The organism is Sulfitobacter sp. 1A13496, from assembly GCF_043557225.1.
Lineage (GTDB): Bacteria > Pseudomonadota > Alphaproteobacteria > Rhodobacterales > Rhodobacteraceae > Sulfitobacter > Sulfitobacter faviae.
The window spans coordinates 760,761-778,868 of the sequence record NZ_JBIFFP010000001.1 but is presented as its reverse complement, the minus strand read 5'-3'; the positions used below and the strand labels follow the sequence as shown (position 1 = coordinate 778,868).

General features: G+C 63.3%; 19 protein-coding genes. 13 read left to right on the top strand and 6 right to left on the bottom strand.

Going from position 1 to position 18,108, the window contains the following annotated elements:
- Window positions 1-15: 15 nt before the first annotated feature.
- The 6 genes from ACGYLX_RS03805 (at window position 16) to ACGYLX_RS03780 (ending at window position 5,093) form a co-directional block, all read left to right on the top strand.
- On the top strand, window positions 16-855 hold the full coding sequence (locus tag ACGYLX_RS03805) for a MoxR family ATPase (RefSeq protein WP_271693512.1): 840 nt from the start codon (window positions 16-18) through the stop codon (window positions 853-855).
- A 223-nt stretch (window positions 856-1,078) separates the two neighbouring features.
- Window positions 1,079-2,449 carry a DUF2927 domain-containing protein gene (locus tag ACGYLX_RS03800; RefSeq protein WP_394447409.1) on the top strand — a complete coding sequence of 457 codons (1,371 nt, stop codon included), beginning with the start codon at window positions 1,079-1,081 and terminating at the stop codon, window positions 2,447-2,449.
- A gap of 27 nt (window positions 2,450-2,476) precedes the next feature.
- Complete coding sequence (locus tag ACGYLX_RS03795; protein ID WP_394447407.1) at window positions 2,477-2,647, top strand: apolipoprotein acyltransferase; 171 nt, start codon at window positions 2,477-2,479, stop codon at window positions 2,645-2,647.
- Complete coding sequence (locus tag ACGYLX_RS03790; RefSeq protein ID WP_394447405.1) at window positions 2,647-3,834, top strand: VWA domain-containing protein; 1,188 nt, start codon at window positions 2,647-2,649, stop codon at window positions 3,832-3,834. The genes ACGYLX_RS03795 and ACGYLX_RS03790 overlap by 1 nt, the downstream gene beginning before the upstream one ends.
- Before the next feature lie 71 nt (window positions 3,835-3,905).
- Complete coding sequence (locus ACGYLX_RS03785; RefSeq protein WP_394447403.1) at window positions 3,906-4,337, top strand: OsmC family protein; 432 nt, start codon at window positions 3,906-3,908, stop codon at window positions 4,335-4,337.
- Between the two features lie 72 nt (window positions 4,338-4,409).
- Window positions 4,410-5,093 (top strand): M48 family metalloprotease, encoded by a 684-nt coding sequence (locus tag ACGYLX_RS03780; protein ID WP_394447401.1) that lies wholly within the window; start codon window positions 4,410-4,412, stop codon window positions 5,091-5,093.
- A 1-nt stretch (window position 5,094) separates the two neighbouring features.
- Here the strand turns inward: ACGYLX_RS03780 and ACGYLX_RS03775 are convergent, their stop codons facing one another.
- The 4 genes from ACGYLX_RS03775 to ACGYLX_RS03760 form a co-directional block, all read right to left on the bottom strand.
- The gene (locus ACGYLX_RS03775; RefSeq protein WP_394447399.1) at window positions 5,095-5,646 is read right to left on the bottom strand and encodes an RSP_2648 family PIN domain-containing protein; all 552 of its coding nucleotides are present in this window, start codon (window positions 5,644-5,646) and stop codon (window positions 5,095-5,097) included.
- Complete coding sequence (locus ACGYLX_RS03770; protein ID WP_394447397.1) at window positions 5,646-6,872, bottom strand: RSP_2647 family RNA methyltransferase; 1,227 nt, start codon at window positions 6,870-6,872, stop codon at window positions 5,646-5,648. The genes ACGYLX_RS03775 and ACGYLX_RS03770 overlap by 1 nt, the downstream gene beginning before the upstream one ends.
- Window positions 6,873-6,934: 62 nt before the next feature.
- Complete coding sequence (locus ACGYLX_RS03765) at window positions 6,935-7,198, bottom strand: hypothetical protein (RefSeq protein ID WP_394447395.1); 264 nt, start codon at window positions 7,196-7,198, stop codon at window positions 6,935-6,937.
- Complete coding sequence (locus ACGYLX_RS03760; protein WP_394447393.1) at window positions 7,195-9,996, bottom strand: glutamine-synthetase adenylyltransferase; 2,802 nt, start codon at window positions 9,994-9,996, stop codon at window positions 7,195-7,197. Before ACGYLX_RS03760 ends, ACGYLX_RS03765 begins: the two co-directional genes overlap by 4 nt.
- Window positions 9,997-10,111: 115 nt before the next feature.
- Here ACGYLX_RS03760 and ACGYLX_RS03755 point away from each other — a divergent pair, with 115 nt between their 5' ends.
- From ACGYLX_RS03755 to ilvN, 6 genes are all read left to right on the top strand, one after another.
- Window positions 10,112-10,594, top strand: a complete 483-nt coding sequence (locus ACGYLX_RS03755; protein WP_394447391.1) for a YbaK/EbsC family protein — start codon at window positions 10,112-10,114, stop codon at window positions 10,592-10,594.
- A 124-nt stretch (window positions 10,595-10,718) separates the two neighbouring features.
- On the top strand, window positions 10,719-11,126 hold the full coding sequence (locus ACGYLX_RS03750) for a DUF2852 domain-containing protein (protein WP_209218085.1): 408 nt from the start codon (window positions 10,719-10,721) through the stop codon (window positions 11,124-11,126).
- A gap of 59 nt (window positions 11,127-11,185) precedes the next feature.
- Window positions 11,186-11,623 carry an RDD family protein gene (locus ACGYLX_RS03745; RefSeq protein WP_322327896.1) on the top strand — a complete coding sequence of 146 codons (438 nt, stop codon included), beginning with the start codon at window positions 11,186-11,188 and terminating at the stop codon, window positions 11,621-11,623.
- Between the two features lie 72 nt (window positions 11,624-11,695).
- Entirely contained in the window at window positions 11,696-12,514 is an 819-nt protein-coding gene (locus ACGYLX_RS03740) for an arginyltransferase (RefSeq protein WP_394447389.1), read from the top strand.
- Window positions 12,515-12,903: 389 nt separating this feature from the next.
- Window positions 12,904-14,658 (top strand): acetolactate synthase 3 large subunit, encoded by a 1,755-nt coding sequence (locus ACGYLX_RS03735; protein ID WP_394447388.1) that lies wholly within the window; start codon window positions 12,904-12,906, stop codon window positions 14,656-14,658.
- A 71-nt stretch (window positions 14,659-14,729) separates the two neighbouring features.
- Window positions 14,730-15,290, top strand: coding sequence for an acetolactate synthase small subunit (gene ilvN / locus ACGYLX_RS03730; protein WP_394447386.1), 561 nt, complete (start codon window positions 14,730-14,732; stop codon window positions 15,288-15,290).
- A gap of 12 nt (window positions 15,291-15,302) precedes the next feature.
- Here the strand turns inward: ilvN and ACGYLX_RS03725 are convergent, their stop codons facing one another.
- Window positions 15,303-15,662, bottom strand: coding sequence for a hypothetical protein (locus ACGYLX_RS03725; protein ID WP_394447384.1), 360 nt, complete (start codon window positions 15,660-15,662; stop codon window positions 15,303-15,305).
- 217 nt (window positions 15,663-15,879) lie between these two features.
- Here ACGYLX_RS03725 and ACGYLX_RS03720 point away from each other — a divergent pair, with 217 nt between their 5' ends.
- On the top strand, window positions 15,880-16,677 hold the full coding sequence (locus tag ACGYLX_RS03720) for a helix-turn-helix domain-containing protein (RefSeq protein WP_394447382.1): 798 nt from the start codon (window positions 15,880-15,882) through the stop codon (window positions 16,675-16,677).
- A gap of 6 nt (window positions 16,678-16,683) precedes the next feature.
- On the opposite strand, the gene ACGYLX_RS03715 is transcribed toward ACGYLX_RS03720, so the two are convergent.
- Window positions 16,684-18,093: an amidase gene (locus ACGYLX_RS03715; RefSeq protein WP_394447380.1), complete on the bottom strand. Its 1,410-nt coding sequence runs from the start codon at window positions 18,091-18,093 to the stop codon at window positions 16,684-16,686.
- Window positions 18,094-18,108 lie beyond the last annotated feature (15 nt).

Here is an 18,108-nt window from a genome sequence, read left to right as displayed (position 1 = left end):
GAGGTTGAAAACAAGATGAAATTCCAAGGCACCAAAGACTACGTCGCCACCGAGGACCTGAAAATTGCCGTAAATGCGGCGGTGACGCTGGAGCGGCCATTGCTGGTGAAGGGCGAGCCCGGCACCGGCAAGACCGAGTTGGCGCGGCAGGTCAGCGACGCTTTGGGCCTGCGCATGATCGAATGGAACATCAAATCGACCACCCGCGCACAGCAGGGCCTGTACGAGTATGACGCCGTGAACCGTCTGCGCGACAGCCAGTTGGGTGATGAGCGCGTGCATGACGTTAAGAATTACATCCGCAAGGGCAAGCTCTGGCAGGCTTTCGAAGCGGATGAGAAGGTCGTGCTCTTGATCGACGAAATCGACAAGGCCGACATCGAGTTTCCCAACGACCTGTTGCAGGAACTCGATAAGATGGAGTTCTTCGTCTATGAGACGGGCGAGACGATCCGCGCGCGCCAGCGCCCCATCGTCATCATCACCTCGAACAACGAAAAGGAACTGCCCGACGCCTTCCTGCGCCGCTGCTTCTTTCATTACATCCAATTCCCCGACATGGAGACGCTGAAACAGATCGTCGAAGTGCACCATCCGGGCATCAAGCAACAGCTTCTGACCACCGCGCTGACGCAGTTCTACGAGATCCGCGAACAGCAGGGGCTGAAGAAGAAACCCTCGACCTCCGAGGTGTTGGACTGGCTGAAGCTTTTGCTGGCCGAGGATATGGACGCCGAAGATCTGGCCAAGGACGGCCCCAACGCCCTGCCCAAGCTGCATGGCGCGCTGTTGAAGAACGAGCAGGACGTGCATCTGTTCGAGCGGCTGGCCTTCATGGCGCGTCGCCAGCGGTAGGGCGGCAACACAAATGCGACTTTACGTCAAAAGCGGGTATTTTCCTCGCTTTTGATTTTTCGCCTGCCTAGGCTGAGATCAATCACGGGCGCAAAGACCCGGGTTGAAACGACCGATGGGGCAGGCAGATGCAAGGACAATCAGCAACCGCGCCACGCGCATATTGGGATAGAGCAGCCCACGCAGGGAAGCAGAGAGGCCCGGGCGCATGAGGGCTCGCCGCATGAGGCGCAGCGTGAAGGCGCGGCTGATCCTGCCGCTGATGATGCTGCTGAACGCCTGCGTGCCCGCGTCGCATTCCGAGGTGGCGACCCGCGCGGTCATCGCCGACAGCACCCTGCCCCCGATGAAGCAGTTCACCCAAGCCCGCCCCGCTCAGCCGCATGTGTCGAATGCCGCGCTGGCAGAGGATTTCCTCGACCTGTCCTTCCGGATGGAAAGTGGCCGCGCCCTGCCCGTTCTGACCCGTTTCGAGGGGCCGATCACCCTGCGCGTGCTGGGCCAGCCGCCCGCCACGCTGGGGCCGGACCTTGCGCGTCTGCTGGCCCGCCTGCGCCGCGAGGCCGGGATCGAACTGCGGGAGGTCACGGGCGGAGAGGCCAGCATCACCATCCAAGCGGTGAACCGCAGCCAAATCCGGCGACTCTTGCCGCAGGCGGCCTGTTTCGTAGTGCCAAACGTCAGCACGCTTGAGGAATACCGCCGCGCGCGCCGCTCGCCCGCCACCGATTGGACCCGCCTGACCGAGCGGCGCAAGCTGGCGATTTTTCTGCCCAATGACGTGAGCCCGCAAGAAAGCCGCGACTGCCTGCATGAGGAACTGGCCCAAGCGCTTGGGCCGCTGAACGATCTCTACCGGCTGCCGGATTCGGTCTTTAACGACGACAATGTGCATACGGTGCTGACCGGTTTCGACATGCTGGTGCTGCGCATCTATTATGACCCCGCGCTGCGCTCGGGCATGAGCCGCGAAGAGGTCGCCGCCCGTCTGCCGGGCATTCTGGCCCGGGTGAACCCCGCAGGCGGCACCGTCGCCCCCCGCCCCGCCCGCGCCACGCCGCAGGTCTGGAGCCGCGCAATCCAAACCGCTCTTGGCCGCGACGTGGGCCGCAACGCCCGGCTGAAGGCCGCCCGTGACGCGCTGCGCATTGCCGAGACGCAGGGCTGGCAGGACAACCGCCACGCCTTTTCGCATTACGCCATGGGCCGCGTCACGCAAATGACCGACCCGGCCGCCGCACAGGCGCATTACCAAACCGCCGACGCCCTCTATGCTCGCACCCCCGGCACAACGCTGCACCGCGCCTATGTCGCCACCCAGCGGGCGGGCTATGCGGTGACCATCGGCGACGGCGCAGGCGCGCTGGCCCTGATCGCGCCGCATCTGCCCGTGGCCGAAGCCAGCGAAAACGCCGCCCTTCTGGCCACGCTCATGCTGCTCAAAGCCGAGGCGCTCGAGATCGAAGGCCGCGGCATTGAGGCGCGCCGCGTCAGGCTGGACAGCATCGGCTGGGCGCGATACGGCTTTGGCCCTGACTGGGCCGTGCGGGCCAAGCTGCGCGAGATCGCAAGCCTGAACCCGCGCAATGGATAGGCCCGCAAAACAAACGGGCAATAGGTTATGATAGCACTCGGATTGGCATTGATCGGCGCGATAATCGGCGGGCTGACCGCGCGCAAACGCGGCGGCAACCGCAAGGACATCGCGCAATATGCCGCGGGCTATGGCATGGCCTTTCTCATCGTCGGCATGGTCGCCACGGTTCTGTTGGACCGCGCATTGAGCCTCTGATGTTTCTGCCCTTCTTCGATCAGCTGCGCCGCCACAATGTTCCGGTCTCCCTGCGGGAGTTTCTGGCCTTTCTGGAAGGTATGAAAGCGGGGCTTGCGACCTATGACGTGGAGGCGTTCTACTACCTCGCCCGCGTGTCGATGGTCAAAGACGAGCGCAACATCGACAAGTTCGACCGCGCCTTTGCCGCCGCCTTCAAAGGGTTGGAGAAGATCAGCCTCGACGATGTGCTCGACGCCGTGGACCTGCCCGAAGACTGGCTGCGTAAAATGGCCGAGAAGCACCTCTCGCCCGAGGAAAAGGCCGAGATCGAAGCCATCGGCGGTTTCGACAAGCTGATGGAGACGCTGAAAAAGCGGCTGGAGGAGCAGAAGGGCCGGCATCAGGGCGGCTCCAAATGGGTCGGCACGGCGGGCACCTCGCCCTTCGGCGCCTATGGCTACAATCCCGAAGGCGTGCGGATCGGCCAGAAGGAAAGCCGCCACCAACGCGCGGTCAAAGTCTGGGACAAGCGCGAGTTCCGCAACCTTGACGACAATGTCGAGATCGGCACCCGCAACATCAAGCTCGCGCTGAAACGCCTGCGCCGTTGGGCGCGCGATGGCGCGGCAGAGGAGTTTGACCTCAACGGCACGATCCGCGCCACGGCGGAACATGGCTATCTCGACGTTAAAACCCGCCCCGAGCGGCGCAATGCGGTGAAAGTGCTGCTGTTTCTCGACATCGGCGGTTCGATGGATCCGCATGTAAAGGTGGTCGAAGAACTCTTCAGCGCCGCAAAGGGCGAGTTCAAGCATCTCGAACATTTCTACTTCCACAACTGCCTCTACGAAGGCGTGTGGCGCGACAACCGCCGCCGCTGGGATGCGCAGATCCCCACCCATGAGGTGCTGCGCAGCTATGGGTCTGACTACAAATGCATTTTCGTGGGCGATGCCTCTATGTCACCCTATGAGATCGCCTATCCGGGCGGCGCGAATGAACATTGGAACGCCGAGGCCGGGGCGACTTGGCTTGCCCGCGCACGCGACCAGTGGCCAAACCACCTGTGGATCAACCCCGTCCCCGAACGGCAGTGGGGCTACACCCAATCCATCGCGATGATCCAAGAGATTTTCGGCCCCGAGGCCATGGTGCCCATGACGCTCGAAGGGTTGAGCCGGGGCATCAAGACCATGACGCGCTAACCCCTTCCTTGACAGCCTGCCGCGCCGCGCCACCTCAGGGGGCGAAGGCAAGCAATGTGGAAGGAAATAGAATGTCCCCGATCATCAAATCCGGCAGCGCGAAATGGGAAGGCTCGCTTAAAGACGGCAATGGCCATGTCTCGACCGAAAGCGGCGTGCTGTCCGACCAGCCCTATGGTTTCAACACCCGTTTCGAAGGCAAGCAAGGCACCAACCCCGAAGAGTTGATCGGTGCGGCCCATGCCTCCTGCTTTTCCATGGCCTTGTCGATGATCCTTGGCCAAAGCGACCTGACGCCCGACAGTATCGAGACCAAGGCCGAGGTCTATCTCGAAGAGAAAGACGGTGGCTTTCATGTGCCGAAAGTGCATCTAACGGTCGAGGCCAGCATCCCCGGCGCGTCGCAGGAAGACTTCGATGAGGCGGCCAAAACCGCCAAGGAGAACTGCCCGATCTCCAAACTGCTGACGGCAGAGATCACGATGGATGCGAAACTCGTCTGATCGCCAAGAATACCACCGGGGCGCAGGCCATGGCCGCTTGCCCCCGGTCCCCCCGCTCCCCATATTGAGCGCATGATCCGCGTCATCCCCATCCTTCTCGCCATTCTCTATGCGCTGGCGATGTACCGTTTCTCGGCTTGGCGCACGGCGCGGGAGTTGGATGCGAAATCGACGCCGCTGGTCGATCCGAAGTTGAACGAGATCAGCAACCGCATGGCCCGCGCGCTCGACCTGCCGCGCATCAAGGTGCATTTGTATGAGATCGAGCCGGTCAACGGCCTCGCAGCCCCCGATGGGCGAATTTTCATCACCCGCGGCTTCTATAACAAGTTCCGCCAAGGTGCTGTAACGGCTGAAGAATTGGCAAGCGTTATCGCCCATGAATTGGGTCACGTCGCCCTTGGCCATTCCCGCCGCCGGATGATTGATTTCTCGGGCCAGAACGCCCTGCGCACCGCGCTTGCGATGGTGTTGGGGCGGCTTATTCCGGGCATCGGCGTCTGGATCGCAAGCGGGCTGACCAGCCTGCTTGCCGCGCGGCTGTCGCGTAGTGACGAATATGAGGCCGACGCCTATGCCGCCGCGCTGCTCACAAAAGCCGGGATCGGCATTGGCCCGCAAATCTCCCTGTTTGAAAAGCTGGACGCGCTAAGCCAATCCGGCGGCAACCGTCCGCCTGCGTGGCTGCTGAGCCACCCCAAGACGGAAGAGCGGATCAACAAGCTGCGTCAGATGCAGTTGCGGTGGGACGGCTGATCTAGCCCAAAGCCTTTGCCAGCCGGGGCAGCCGCGCCTTTTTCAACAGCGCGCGCATTTCCCATGGCGCCCCCGAAAGCCGCCGCGCCTCTTGCAGAACGGCCTCTGCCACGGGGGCGACCATCTCCGGCGTCGCCTGCCAGATGCCATGCAGGTAGCTGTCGGGATCGGCCCGGCTCAGCCCCTCTTCGGCGAGGATTTGGCGCGGGAAGTCCTTGGCGTTCAGCGTCAGGATCATATCGGCGCTGCTGGCCACGGCGACGGCCAACACATGGATGTCATTCTCATCCGGCAGCCAAAGCCGCGCTTGCAGACCGGGGGAAGCCTCGCGCTCGGCCCCCGGCCATTTGCCGCGCAACAGCGCAATCTCGGCCCGTGCCTGCGCTTCGCCCGCGGGGCCAAGCTTGACCGCCGCGCGGGCCCATTCCTCCAAGATACGCGCCGACCAAATCGGCTCGAACGCGCCCCCTGCGGCCACGCCGAGCACCATTTCGCGCATCACCGTGGGGTAAAGCACGCAAGCGTCGATCAGCACGCGGGGGCGCGCTTCCATCACAGGCGGAAGAACAGCGATTTGAGGTAGCCGCTTTCCGCAAGCTGGGGCAGTTGCGGGTGGTCCGCCCCGGCGAAACCGGTGTGCAGCAGCATGGCGCGACGTCCGGCCCGACCGATGCCGCGGACGGAGGCGGTGCGGAATTGGTTCAGATCAGCGGCATGTGAGCAAGAGCAGAGCCCCAGAATGCCATTCTCTGCCACCAGTTGCGCCGAGAGCCGCGCGACGCGTTCATAGGCACGAAGCCCCGCGTCAACCGCTTGGCGCGAGGGGGCAAAGGCGGGCGGGTCGCAGATCACCACGTCGAAAGTCTTGCCCTCGTCCCGCAGAGCGGTGAGCACGTCGAAAGCATCCCCTTGGCGGGTGGCGAAACGGTCCTGCATGCCCATCGCCGTGGCCCCGGCCTCGGCTAGTTCCAGCGCGGGGGCGGAACCGTCCACCGCCAGCGCCGAGGATGCGCCGCCCGCAAGTGCCGCGAGGGAGAAGCCGCCGACGTGAGAGAAAACATCGAGCACCCGCGCGCCATTCCGCGCGAGATTGGCGGCAAAGGCGTGGTTCGGGCGTTGGTCGTAGAACAGGCCGGTTTTCTGCCCGCCGGTGAGGTCGGCCATATAGGTCGCGCCATTCATCGGCACCGGCAGCGGCCCCTCGGGCGTTTCGCCTGCCAACGTGGCCGAGGCATCGTCTAGCCCTTCGAGCTTGCGGGTCCGGCCTGAGGCGTTTTTGAGTACGTTGTGCACGCCCGTCACGGATTGCAGCGCGGCGACGAGCGGCTCAATCAGCGCGTCTGCCCAAGCGGCATTGGGTTGGATCACGCAGGTATCGCCGAAACGGTCGATGATGACACCCGGCAGGCCATCGGCCTCGGCGTGGATCAGGCGGTAATAGGGTTGATCGTAAAGCTGGCTGCGCAGTTGAAGGGCGCGATTGAGGCGCGCTTCGAACCAGGCCTGATCGATCTGCGTCTCGGCGTCTTGGTCGATCATCCGGGCGATGATCTTGGAATTCGGATTGACCGCGACCAGCCCCATGGGCTTGCGCTCGGCATCCTCCAACAGCGCCAGCGTGCCGGGGGCGAGCCCGCGCGTGCGGCGGTCGGTGACCAATTCATTGGCGTAGACCCAAGGAAAGCCGTGGCGGATGGCGCGGGCGTTGGCCTTGGGCAATAGGCGCACCACGGGACGTGTGGCAGGCTGCGGGGCGGAGGGGGGTTGGGGCGTTGTCATAGCGCCCCTCGTACTGCGTTCGCGCGGCTGGGGAAAGAGGTTTCGCAAGCCCCGATCGGCGGTCAGTTGCGCGCCCTGCCCCGCCAGCCGCCCCGGCGGCGCGGGGTGGTCAGCGTCGTCTGCCCCTCGCGCAGCACTTGGGTCATCGGGTGATCGGCGGCGGCGCGGTGCCGTTCCAGCAATCGGGTGATGGCGGCGGCGCTGTCGTGTCCGTCGGGCAGGCTCAGGGCCCAATCAAGGAAGATGCTGCGGCATTCGGCGGGGCCGATCCCCTCCATCCGGTAGGATTCGCGGATCAGGCCCTTTGGGTCATCGGGATCGCTCATGCTTCCTCCTGCCCCGCCGCTGGCAGCGCTGCGTCGATGATCTCGGCAGCCGTCGCGTAATCCTCCTGCATCTTGCGCTCCAACGCCGAGAGGTCGTCACATTCCAGCACCCGGCAGAGGAAACTCGCCCCCGCCTGCCCCATCGCCCCCGCCTCGATCGGATTGGCTGAGAGCAGCCGCGCGGCGCAGTTCAGGGTCCAAGCGTCGGTATAGGCCGAAGAAAGCGCGACCTCTCCTTCGGCATCGATCACGGCTTCACTTTGCGCAGCTGCAAGCCCCGCGTCGATCTCACGCGCGCCAGTGCCGCCGATGAGCGCCCCCGCCTGCGCGAAAAGTTCAATATCCTGCAATCGTCCCGCGCCGGTCTTGGCGTCGAGCGCACCTGTGGGGCTGCGGGCGGCGGCGATGCGGCGGCGCATATCGGCCACCTCCCCCAGCACCTTGTCACGCGGGGCGGCGCGGCCAAGGATATCTTTGCAGAGCGCTTCGACATCGCGGCCCAGATCCTCCGCCCCCGCGATCACCCGGGCGCGGGTGAGGGCCAGATGCTCCCACACCCATGCTTGTTCTTTCTGATAGCTCTCGAAGCTGGCAAGGCTGGTCGCCACCGGTCCCTGATTTCCCGAAGGGCGCAGGCGCATGTCGATGTCATAAAGCTTGCCTTGGGCCATCGGCGCGGTCATCGCGGTGATCATCGCTTGGGTCAGCCGCGCGTAATAGCTGCGTGTGGCAAGCGGTTTGGGGCCATCGGAACTCTCCACCCCATCGGCGTCATAGATCACCAGCATATCGAGGTCAGAGGTCGGCGTGAGCCGCCCGGCCCCGAGCGAGCCCATGCCAAGGATCACCGCCCCGCGCCCCGGCGGCGGGCCATGACGGGTGGCGAATTGATCGACGACCACGGGCCAGAGCGCCTGCAAGACGGCTTGGGCAAGCTCGGCATACTGCCGCCCGGCGGTGGCCGCATCGATCAGCCCGCGCAGCAGATGCACGCCGATCCGAAAATGCCATTCGCGCGCCCAACGGCGGGTGCCGTCAAGGCGCAATTCATAGTCCGCCTCCCCCGCAAGGTGCTGCTTCAGCATCTCGGTCAGCTTGGTCTGGCCCGGCCAGTCCGAAAAGAAATCCCCGCCGATCACCGCGTCGAAAACGCCGGAGTTGCGCGACAGATGCGTGGCAAGCGCGGGCGATGTGGCGACGATGTCCACCAAGAGATCGCCCAGTTGCGGATTGGCCCGCAAAAGCGAGAAGAGCTGCACCCCGGCGGGCAGCCCCGCGAGAAAACCGTCAAAGGCCAAAAGCCCCTCATCCGGCTTGGCGGATTGCGCCAGACGGTCGAGCAGCAGTGGCTTCAACCGCCCGAAAATATCCGCCCCCCGTTCCGAGCGCAGCGCGGGATAGCTGGGCCAGCGGTCCAGCACCGACGTGTCGAATTGATGCGCCGGGAGGGCGGCTTCGGGCTCTTCCCTCGTGGCGGCGAAAAAGCTTTCGATCAGGTCGTGCACGGCTTGCAGCCGATCATGAAGATCGGCCTGTAAGTCTTTAACATCCATATCCATCATGGCGGCCAGCCGGTCAAAATCGGCGTCGTTTCGGGGCAGCGTGTGGGTCTGGGCGTCTTGCACCATCTGCAACCGATGCTCGACCGTACGATGCGCGCGGTAGTGATCGCCAAGCGTCTCGGCCACCTCCTCGGGCACCCAGCCCTTGTCGGCCAGCACTTGCAATCCCGCTAGCGTCCCGCGGGGCCGCAGGTCCGCATCCCGGCCCCCGGCGATGAGCTGCCGGGTCTGGGTGAAAAACTCGATCTCGCGGATGCCGCCCCGGCCCAGTTTCATGTCATGCCCCGGCAGGGTGATCGGGCCGCCCAAACCTTTGTGCTCACGGATCGCAAGGCGCATGTCGTGGGCGTCTTGGATCGCGGCGAAATCCAGATGACGGCGCCAGACGAAGGGGCGGAGCGATTGCAGAAACGCCTCGCCTGCCGCGATGTCGCCCACCGCGGGGCGGGCCTTGATATAGGCCGCGCGCTCCCATGTGCGGCCAAGGCTTTCGTAGTAACGCTCGGCTGCCTCCATCGCGATGCAAACGGGGGTGACCGCCGGATCGGGGCGCAGACGCAGATCGGTGCGGAAGACATAGCCTTGGGCCGTATTTTCGCTCAGCGTAGCAGACATGGCGCGCGTGGCTTTGACGAAGGCGCTGCGGGCGGCGTGGAAATCATCGGGCGCGAAACGGCTTTCGTCGAAAAGGCAGATCAGGTCGATGTCGGAGGAATAGTTCAGCTCCCCCGCGCCCATCTTGCCCATGGCAAAGACGACCATGCCCGCGCAATCGGAAAGATCGTCCATCGCCATGCCCGGCAGCTTGCCGCGCTTGATCTGGGCCGCCAGCCCCGCCCGCAGGGCCGCGCCGCAGGCTGCATCGGCGTATTCCGTCAGCGCACCTGTCACCTCTTCCAGCGACCATGCCCCGCCCAGATCGGCCAGCGCGGTCAGCAGCGCCATTCGCCGCTTGCCCTGCCGCAACCCATCGGCAAGCCGATCGGGGGCCAGTTCCGCTGCTGCCGCGCAATTCTCGGCCAGAGCGGCTTCGGGATTGGCGACCGCCGCGCTCAGCCAGCCCGCCTCTTTCTCCAAAAGCGCCATCAGATAGGGCGCGGTCGAGGCCGCAGCCGAGATCATTTCGCGCAACTCCGGCGCGAGATCGGGCAGCAGCGCCGCCGCATCCTGCGCGCGTTCGCGGTGGTAGACACGGGGGGAACGGGTGATCCGGGCGGCGAGAGATGGGTCTGTCATGGCGCCAGCTTTGCGGGCTGATCCAAGCGGCGTCAATGGGGGTTGCGGCAGGGCACTGGCTTGCTACGACTTTGACCGGCGCCCCGAGGGGGCGCGATGCGACAAGGGGCAGAGAATGAGCAAGAGTTTGAAACGGGTCCGCGCCACGCTGGAGGCCGCGGGGGTGACGCCGGAAATCCGCGAGACGGCTTTGGCGCGGACGGCGGTGGATGCGGCCACGGCGCTTGATTGCGCGGTCGACCAAATCGCGAAATCCATCGTTCTGCGCGGCGAAGACAGTGGGGCGGCGCTGCTCTTCATCACCGCGGGCGCGCAGCAGGTCGATCTAGAACAGGCCGCAGCGCTTGCCGGGGAGCCTTTGGGCAAGGCCGATGCCGCGCTGATCCGGGCGCAGACCGGCTTTGCCATCGGCGGCGTCGCGCCTTTGGGGCATATCACGCCGCCGCGCGCTTGGTTTGACCGCAATCTGCTGCAATTCCCGCTGGTCTGGGCCGCTGCGGGCACGCCGCATCACGTTTTCTGTCTTGAACCGCAGAGAATGGCGCAGCTTTCGGGCGCGCAAGTCGCTGATTTCACTTTCGCTTCTCAAATAATGTAAAAAACATTCACATAGCCCCTTGCGAAACGGGTTCGGCGTTCCGATCTATTCAATGTGAAAGACATTCACATTATCCGAAACGCCCGGGCCGGCGACAGGCCCGTCACGACCGAAAGGCTCAACAATGACGACAGTGACCACCGACCCGACCTACTCCCCCCGCCCCAGCTGGCTGGCCCGGACAGAAGCCTGGATGGACGCACGCGGCAAAGGCGCATGGATCGCCGCCATGGTGCTCGGCTTCATCTTCTTCTGGCCCCTCGGCCTCGCCCTTCTTGCCTATATGACTTGGAGCAAACGCATGTTCTCTTCGAAATCCTGCAGCCGCAAATCCAGCCGCGCGATGATGTCGCGCAGCACCGGCAACCGCGCCTTTGACGCCTATAAGGCCGACACCCTGCGCCGTTTGGAGGAAGAGCAGCACAACTTCGAAGCCTTCCTTGAGCGTCTGCGCGAGGCCAAGGACAAGGCCGAGTTCGACCAATTCATGGACGAACGCGCCAAGCGGGACGAGACGGCCACAAACGCCTAATCGCACCCTGACCCCCGCCCCCCGGCAATGCGCCCGGGGGGCCTTTCGCAGGATAAGACATGACCCAGACCCCAGACCCCGACCTACACCCGCAATTCTATGACGGCATCGCTGGCAAACGGCTGCTGGCTTGGGTCATCGATGTGACCCTTGTCTTGCTCTTTTGCGTGCTGATCCTGCCCTTCACGGCCTTTACGGGGCTGTTCTTTTTCCCCTTTCTGACGCTGGTGGTGGGCTTTGCCTACCGGGTGGCCACGCTGACCGGCGGCTCGGCCACATGGGGGATGCGCCTGATGGCGATGGAGCTGCGCGACCACCGCGACCGACCCTTCGATTTCATGACCGCGCTTTTGCATACCATCGGCTATTCGCTGTCGATGACGGTCACGATCATTCAGGTCGTCTCGGCCGTTCTCATCTGTACCACGGCCCGCCGTCAAAGCCTTACGGACATGGCGCTTGGCACCGTGCCGGTGAACCGGCGGCTCAGCCGCTAGGGGCGCACGCAAATTTGCCCTTGGCGGAGCGGGGGGGGGTTGATAGCATCCCCCGATAAATGCTGGAAGCCCATGCGACATACACTGCCTTTGACACCACAATTCTATGTCACAGCGCCGCAACCCTGCCCCTATCTGGAGGGCCGGATGGAGCGCAAGCTGTTCACCGCCCTTCAGGGCGATAATGCCGCTCGCCTGAATGACAGCCTGTCGAGCCAAGGCTTCCGCCGCTCGCAAAATGTTCTGTACCGCCCCTCCTGCGCTGATTGCGCCGCTTGTCTTTCCGCGCGGATCGACGTGGCCGCCTTTCGCCCCAGCAAAAGCCAGCGCCGCATCTTGAAGCGCAACGCAGGCCTTGAGCGCCGCGCGACATCGCCTTGGGCCACGGAAGAGCAATATGACCTTTTCCGCAGCTACCTCGACAGTCGCCATGCGGATGGGGGCATGGCGGATATGGATGTGTTCGAATTCGCTGCCATGATCGAGGAAACCCCGATCCGCAGCCGGGTGATCGAATATACCGACCCTGAGGCCGACAATGCACTCGTCGGCGTCTGCCTGACCGATGTGCTGAGCGACGGGGTGAGCATGGTCTATTCTTTCTACACCCCTGACCGGCCCCGCAACGGGCTGGGCAATTACATTATCCTCGACCATATCGAAATCGCCCGCGCGGCGGGGCTGCCTTATGTCTATCTGGGCTATTGGGTGCCCGGCAGCCAGAAGATGGGGTATAAGGCCAAATTCTCGGGGCTAGAGGTCTATATGGGGGGCCAGTGGCAAAAGATGCGCGATCCTGAGGGTTTCGTGCCCGACCAGCACCCGCTCAGCAACGATCCCATCGCCGAACAGGTGGCCAATATCACCCTGCCGGATGTCAGCCCGCGCTGAGGAAGCCTATTGATTTTGGCACTATTACCGGGCGGCCCCTTGGGCTGCCCGTTTTGTTTTGTGTGATACCGCGCCGGAAATGCAGGAAAGTACGCCGCGCCGATCAAATCTTTCCGAAAATAACCAAGATGAGGCACGTTGTGAAATAAACCTACAGATAATCCCGCCTGACACACAAGATTTTCGCCATTTCGCTGTTGACGCCCCTCTTTCCCCCTCCTAATCTCACGCCACGCTTAAAGGACCCTGAAGATGACCAACCTAGTCATTATTGTAAGACACACGCGCATGGGCCGGTAACGGTAGACCATAATCCTTCCCATGCGCCCCCGTCAGACCGGGGGTTTTTTTATGCCAATCGCAATAACCTGCCTTACGGAGCACCCAAGATGAAACGCCAGATGACCGGAGCGAAAATGATCGTCCAAGCCCTGATTGACCAGGGTGTGGACACCGTCTTTGGATATCCCGGTGGCGCGGTGCTACCGATCTATGACGAGGTCTTTCAGCAGAATTCGATCAAACACGTTCTGGTGCGCCATGAACAAGGGGCGGTGCACGCCGCCGAAGGCTATGCCCGTTCCACTGGGAAGCCGGGCGTTGTGCTGGTGACCTCCGGCCCCGGTGCCACGAATGCGGTCACGGGCCTCACGGATGCGCTGCTCGATTCCATTCCGCTTGTGGTGCTGACCGGTCAGGTGCCTACTTTCATGATCGGCTCGGACGCCTTTCAAGAGGCCGACACCGTGGGCATCACCCGCCCCTGCACCAAGCACAACTGGCTGGTGAAAGAGACCGACACCCTTGGCGCCACTCTGCACGAGGCCTTCCACGTCGCCACCCATGGCCGCCCCGGCCCGGTGCTGATCGACATCCCCAAGGACGTGCAATTCGCCACTGGCCACTACGAGTCCCCCAAACCCTCCACCTCGCGCTATCAGCCTCAGGTTAAGGGCGACATGGCCGAGATCACCGAACTGGTCGCGGCTATGGAGACGGCGAAGCGGCCGATCTTCTACACCGGTGGCGGGGTCATCAACTCCGGCCCGGCGGCGAGCCAGTTGCTGCGCGAATTGGTTGATGCCACCGGCTTTCCCATCACCTCGACCCTGATGGGCCTCGGCGCCTACCCGGCGTCGGGTGAGAAATGGCTTGGGATGCTCGGGATGCATGGGCTCTACGAAGCCAATATGGCGATGCATGATTGTGATCTGATGATCAACATCGGCGCGCGGTTCGACGACCGGATCACCGGTGTCATCGACAGTTTCAGCCCGAAATCCACCAAGGCGCATATCGACATCGACCCCTCGTCGATCAACAAAGTGATCCGCATCGACATTCCGATCGTCGGCGATGTGGCCCATGTGCTCGAAGACCTGCTGAAGGTCTGGAAATCGCGCGGCCGCAAAACCAATAGCGAGGCGGTGGCGAAATGGTGGCAGCAGATCGAAGAATGGCGCAGCATCGACTGCCTCAAGTTCAACCAGACCGGCAAGGTGATCAAACCGCAGCACGCGCTGGCGCGGCTCGAAACGCTGACCAAGGATCACGACCGCTATATCACCACCGAAGTGGGCCAACACCAGATGTGGGCCGCGCAATACCTCGGCTTTGAGGAACCGAACCGCTGGATGACCTCGGGCGGCCTCGGCACCATGGGCTATGGTTTCCCCGCCTCCATCGGCGTGCAGATGGCGCATCCGGAAAGCCTTGTGATCAACGTGGCGGGCGAAGCCTCGTGGCTGATGAACATGCAAGAGATGGGCACGGCGATGCAATTCGGCCTGCCGGTAAAACAGTTCATCCTCAACAACGAGCGGCTCGGCATGGTGCGCCAGTGGCAGGAACTGCTGCATGGTGAGCGTTATTCGCAAAGCTGGTCCGAAGCCCTGCCCGATTTCGTCAAACTTGCCGAAGCCTTTGGCGCCAAGGGGATCATCTGCTCGGACCCCGATGACCTTGATGATGCGATCATGGAGATGATCAACCACGACGGGCCGGTGATCTTTGACTGTCTGGTCGAGAAGCATGAAAACTGCTTCCCCATGATCCCAAGCGGCAAGGCGCATAACGAAATGCTGTTGCCGGGCGATCATGAGACCCAGGGTGTGATCGACGCAAAAGGCTCGGTGTTGGTGTAACCCGTTTTCTTTAGAAGAAAACGTCCCGGAAATTTTTCAAATTTCCGGCGAAGATGAAGAAGGACGAAGACATGGCTGCCCTAAAAATCAAAAAAGGTGCGACCTCGCATTCCGCCTATAACCTACGGCCCAACTTCTCGGATGTGGTTGAAAAACACACGCTGGCCGTGCTGGTCGAGAACGAGCCCGGCGCGCTGGCGCGGGTGATCGGCCTGTTCTCGGGCCGGGGGTACAACATCGACAGTCTGACCGTGGCCGAGGTGGACCACACCGGGCATCTGTCGCGTATCACCATCGTCACCAGCGGCACCCCGCAGGTGATCGAGCAGATCAAGGCGCAGGTCGGTCGCATCGTGCCGGTGCATGAGGTGCATGACCTCACCGTCGAAGGGCCAAGCGTGGAGCGGGAACTGGCGATTTTAAAAGTCGTCGGCAAGGGCGAGCATCGGGTCGAAGCGCTGCGGCTGGCGGATATCTTCCGCGCCAATGTGGTCGACAGCACGCTCGAAAGCTTTGTTTTCGAGATCACTGGCGCGCCCGACAAAATTGACGCTTTCGCCGAGTTGATGCGCCCGTTGGGGCTGGCCGATGTCGCCCGCACCGGCGTGGCCGCCCTCGCCCGTGGTGTCTGACACGCGAGCCGTTTAGGCTTTCAGCTGGGCCGCGCGGAATTGGCGCGGTCCGGGCTTGGCGGTAAAGGGGATGATCTGGGCGCCTTGCTGACGCTTTCCCTCTGCCTCCGGCTCTGCCGCCGCGGGGTTATCTTGCCGCAGCGCCTCGGGCAGATGCGAAGCCGCTTTCTCCTGCACCAGCCGGGGGTTGTCCGCGATACGCAGCTTGCGATGCACTGAGACGTCGAACTGCACCATATCGCCCGTGTCAAACCCCGCCCCCTGCCCGACACGGATCGCCGGCTCTTCGTAATAGGCAAGATCGCCTTGATCTTCGCACCAGAAAACCGCTTTTCCGGCGCTATTATCGCTCCACAGAACTACACCAATCATAGTACACCCCGCTTTCGATGTTTGTTCTCCATTTTGCGACAATCGAAAGGGGTGCAACATAGATTAAAATGCAACGTCCGCTTGCATTTTGTGTCGGTTCCAGTAGGGTCAGCTACAAATCAGCGTCAGCTTTGACGCGCCTTCGCGTCAGTCTGTTAACCATCTGGCCATAACGGCTTTTATTCTAAGGCCGCGACGCAAATCAGAACGAGGCTGCATGTCCGCTCCCAACCGCTCCCCCTCTGAACTTCGTAGCATGTTCGGCGCCAATCTGCGCCAGTTGGCAGCGGATTACCCCTCGATCTCTGACCTTGCCCGGCAGCTTGGCATCAATCGCACGCAATTCAACCGCTACCTCTCGGGCGAAAGCTTCCCCCGCCCCGACGTGCTGGCCCGGATCTGCCGCTTTTTCGAGATCGACGCGCGGGTGCTGCTGGAGCCGGTAACCGAGATTTCCCTGAACCAAGATCCGATCAACAACAGCTTCTTGCGCGACTTTCTGGGCACCGGAATTCAAAATGTGCCCGAGGCGGATTTCCCAAGCGGTTTTTACCGTTTCGCGCGGCGGTCTTTTCTGGATCAAGACAGGTTCGTGACCGGCGTGGTTTTTATCACGCGCCATGGCGGCAACACCTTCCTGCGCGGCTATGAGAGCGCGCCATCGCTGCGCGCACAAGAGCTGCCGACCAACCCGATGGCGCGGGAATATCGCGGCATCGTCTCACGGCAGGAGAATGGGGTTTCCATCGTCGTTTCGCGGCGTCGCACGCTGACCGGGTCGTTCAACTACCTCAACCGCGTAGCCTCTTTCGAAAATAACTTTTGGGTTGGCTACGTCACCCGCACCGCCCCCGAAAGCGCCGCGGGCACGCGGGTGACCCGGCTGACCTATGAGTATATCGGCAGAGACCCCAAAACCGTTCTGCCCGCCGCGCGGCAGGCGGGGTTCACCGACATCGACGCGCTGATGCCCTACCACCGCCGCCTGCTTCAGCCTGACGCGCCTTTTAACTAAGCCCCGCTAGAGCTGGGGCGGCTGCGCCTGCGGATAGCCCGTCGCCTCATGCCAACCTTGGGCCAGTTGGAGCAGACGCGCGTCAATGCCGCGCCTGCCGATCAGTTGCAGCCCCAATGGCAGACCGCGCGCGTCGAAACCTGCGGGGATGTTGACCACCGGCAGGCCGATCAGGCTGGCGGGGACCACCACCTGCATCCAACGGTGATAGGTATCCAACGGCTGGCCGTCGATCTCGGTCGGATGCACCTGTTCGACAGCAAAGGGCCAGACCTGCGCCGAGGGCAGCACCAACACATCGACTTCCTCAAAGAGAGCATCCGCCGCGCGGAACCAATCAGATCGGATGCTACTGGCCCGCTGGATGTCAGAGGCCGAGAACCCCTGCCCCCGTGCGACCTCCCATTGCGCGGCGGGTTTCAGCCCCTCGCGCCGAGCGGGGTCGTCATAGATCGCCCCGAGAGAGGCCGCCACGGCAAAGGACCGCAGGGTGATCCAGCTTTCCCACATGGCCTCCGCATCGAAGGGTGCCGCCAAAGGCGTGAGCGTATGGCCGAGGTCGGCCAAGCGCTTCAGCGCCGCTTCGCTATGGTCGATGATCCCCGGCGCACAGGGGAAGGCACCGCCCCAGTCACCCAGCCAGCCGATCCGCTGGGGGGCCAGCGCCGCGTCGATCTGCGGTGCTGCATCGGGGGTGGTGCGGGTCAGCGGTTCACGCGGATCATAGCCTGTCATCACGTCCAGCAGGGCGGCAAGGTCGCGCGGGCTGCGCGCCATCGGGCCCAAGGTCGAAAGCTGGTGCAAAAAAAGATCGCCGTCATTGCCCGAAGGCACCGTGCCCCAACTGGGCCGCATGCCGTAGACGTTGTTCCACCCCGCCGGATTGCGCAGGGAGCCCATCATGTCGGAGCCATCGGCCACGGCCACCATCCGCGCCGCCAGCGCCGCCGCCGCCCCGCCAGAGGAGCCGCCAGCCGAGCGACCGAGGTCATAGGGGTTGCAGGTCGCCCCATGCACCGGGTTGAACGTATGGCTGCCAAGGCCAAACTCCGGGGTGTTGGTCTTGCCGATCACGATGGCCCCGGCGGCACGCAGACGGGCCACCGCCGGGTGATCCCGCTTGGCCGGTGCCGAGCCGAACAGCGGCGAGCCCTGCGAGGTAGGCAACCCCTCTGCATCTGCCAAATCCTTGATCGCCATGGGAATGCCGTGCAACCAGCCCTTGCGCGGGCCCGCGTCGGCGGCTTCAGCCTCGGCCAGCAAAGCGTCGCGATCGCGGAGGGAGACGACGGCACTCACCCTGCCGTTCACCGCCTCGATCCGGTCCAAGGTCGCCTGCATCAACTCGACCGCGGAAATCTTTCGCGCGGCCAACGCCTCAGACAGCTCTAAGGCGTCCCAATTCAGCAATTCCATCATGTCCCCCTATTA

Bases quoted from the DNA above. Each gene is read 5' to 3' on its own strand.
- ACGYLX_RS03720 (WP_394447382.1), top strand. From the start codon at position 15,880: ATGTCCGCTCCCAACCGCTCCCCCTCTGAACTTCGTAGCATGTTCGGC.
- ACGYLX_RS03745 (WP_322327896.1), top strand. From the start codon at position 11,186: ATGACCCAGACCCCAGACCCCGACCTACACCCGCAATTCTATGACGGC.
- ACGYLX_RS03775 (WP_394447399.1), bottom strand. From the start codon at position 5,646: ATGGAAGCGCGCCCCCGCGTGCTGATCGACGCTTGCGTGCTTTACCCC.
- ACGYLX_RS03780 (WP_394447401.1), top strand. From the start codon at position 4,410: ATGATCCGCGTCATCCCCATCCTTCTCGCCATTCTCTATGCGCTGGCG.
- ilvN (WP_394447386.1), top strand. From the start codon at position 14,730: ATGGCTGCCCTAAAAATCAAAAAAGGTGCGACCTCGCATTCCGCCTAT.
- ACGYLX_RS03715 (WP_394447380.1), bottom strand. From the start codon at position 18,093: ATGGAATTGCTGAATTGGGACGCCTTAGAGCTGTCTGAGGCGTTGGCC.
- ACGYLX_RS03795 (WP_394447407.1), top strand. From the start codon at position 2,477: ATGATAGCACTCGGATTGGCATTGATCGGCGCGATAATCGGCGGGCTG.
- ACGYLX_RS03790 (WP_394447405.1), top strand. From the start codon at position 2,647: ATGTTTCTGCCCTTCTTCGATCAGCTGCGCCGCCACAATGTTCCGGTC.
- ACGYLX_RS03800 (WP_394447409.1), top strand. From the start codon at position 1,079: ATGAGGCGCAGCGTGAAGGCGCGGCTGATCCTGCCGCTGATGATGCTG.
- ACGYLX_RS03750 (WP_209218085.1), top strand. From the start codon at position 10,719: ATGACGACAGTGACCACCGACCCGACCTACTCCCCCCGCCCCAGCTGG.
- ACGYLX_RS03805 (WP_271693512.1), top strand. From the start codon at position 16: ATGAAATTCCAAGGCACCAAAGACTACGTCGCCACCGAGGACCTGAAA.
- ACGYLX_RS03760 (WP_394447393.1), bottom strand. From the start codon at position 9,996: ATGACAGACCCATCTCTCGCCGCCCGGATCACCCGTTCCCCCCGTGTC.
- ACGYLX_RS03765 (WP_394447395.1), bottom strand. From the start codon at position 7,198: ATGAGCGATCCCGATGACCCAAAGGGCCTGATCCGCGAATCCTACCGG.
- ACGYLX_RS03735 (WP_394447388.1), top strand. From the start codon at position 12,904: ATGAAACGCCAGATGACCGGAGCGAAAATGATCGTCCAAGCCCTGATT.
- ACGYLX_RS03725 (WP_394447384.1), bottom strand. From the start codon at position 15,662: ATGATTGGTGTAGTTCTGTGGAGCGATAATAGCGCCGGAAAAGCGGTT.
- ACGYLX_RS03770 (WP_394447397.1), bottom strand. From the start codon at position 6,872: ATGACAACGCCCCAACCCCCCTCCGCCCCGCAGCCTGCCACACGTCCC.
- ACGYLX_RS03785 (WP_394447403.1), top strand. From the start codon at position 3,906: ATGTCCCCGATCATCAAATCCGGCAGCGCGAAATGGGAAGGCTCGCTT.
- ACGYLX_RS03740 (WP_394447389.1), top strand. From the start codon at position 11,696: ATGCGACATACACTGCCTTTGACACCACAATTCTATGTCACAGCGCCG.
- ACGYLX_RS03755 (WP_394447391.1), top strand. From the start codon at position 10,112: ATGAGCAAGAGTTTGAAACGGGTCCGCGCCACGCTGGAGGCCGCGGGG.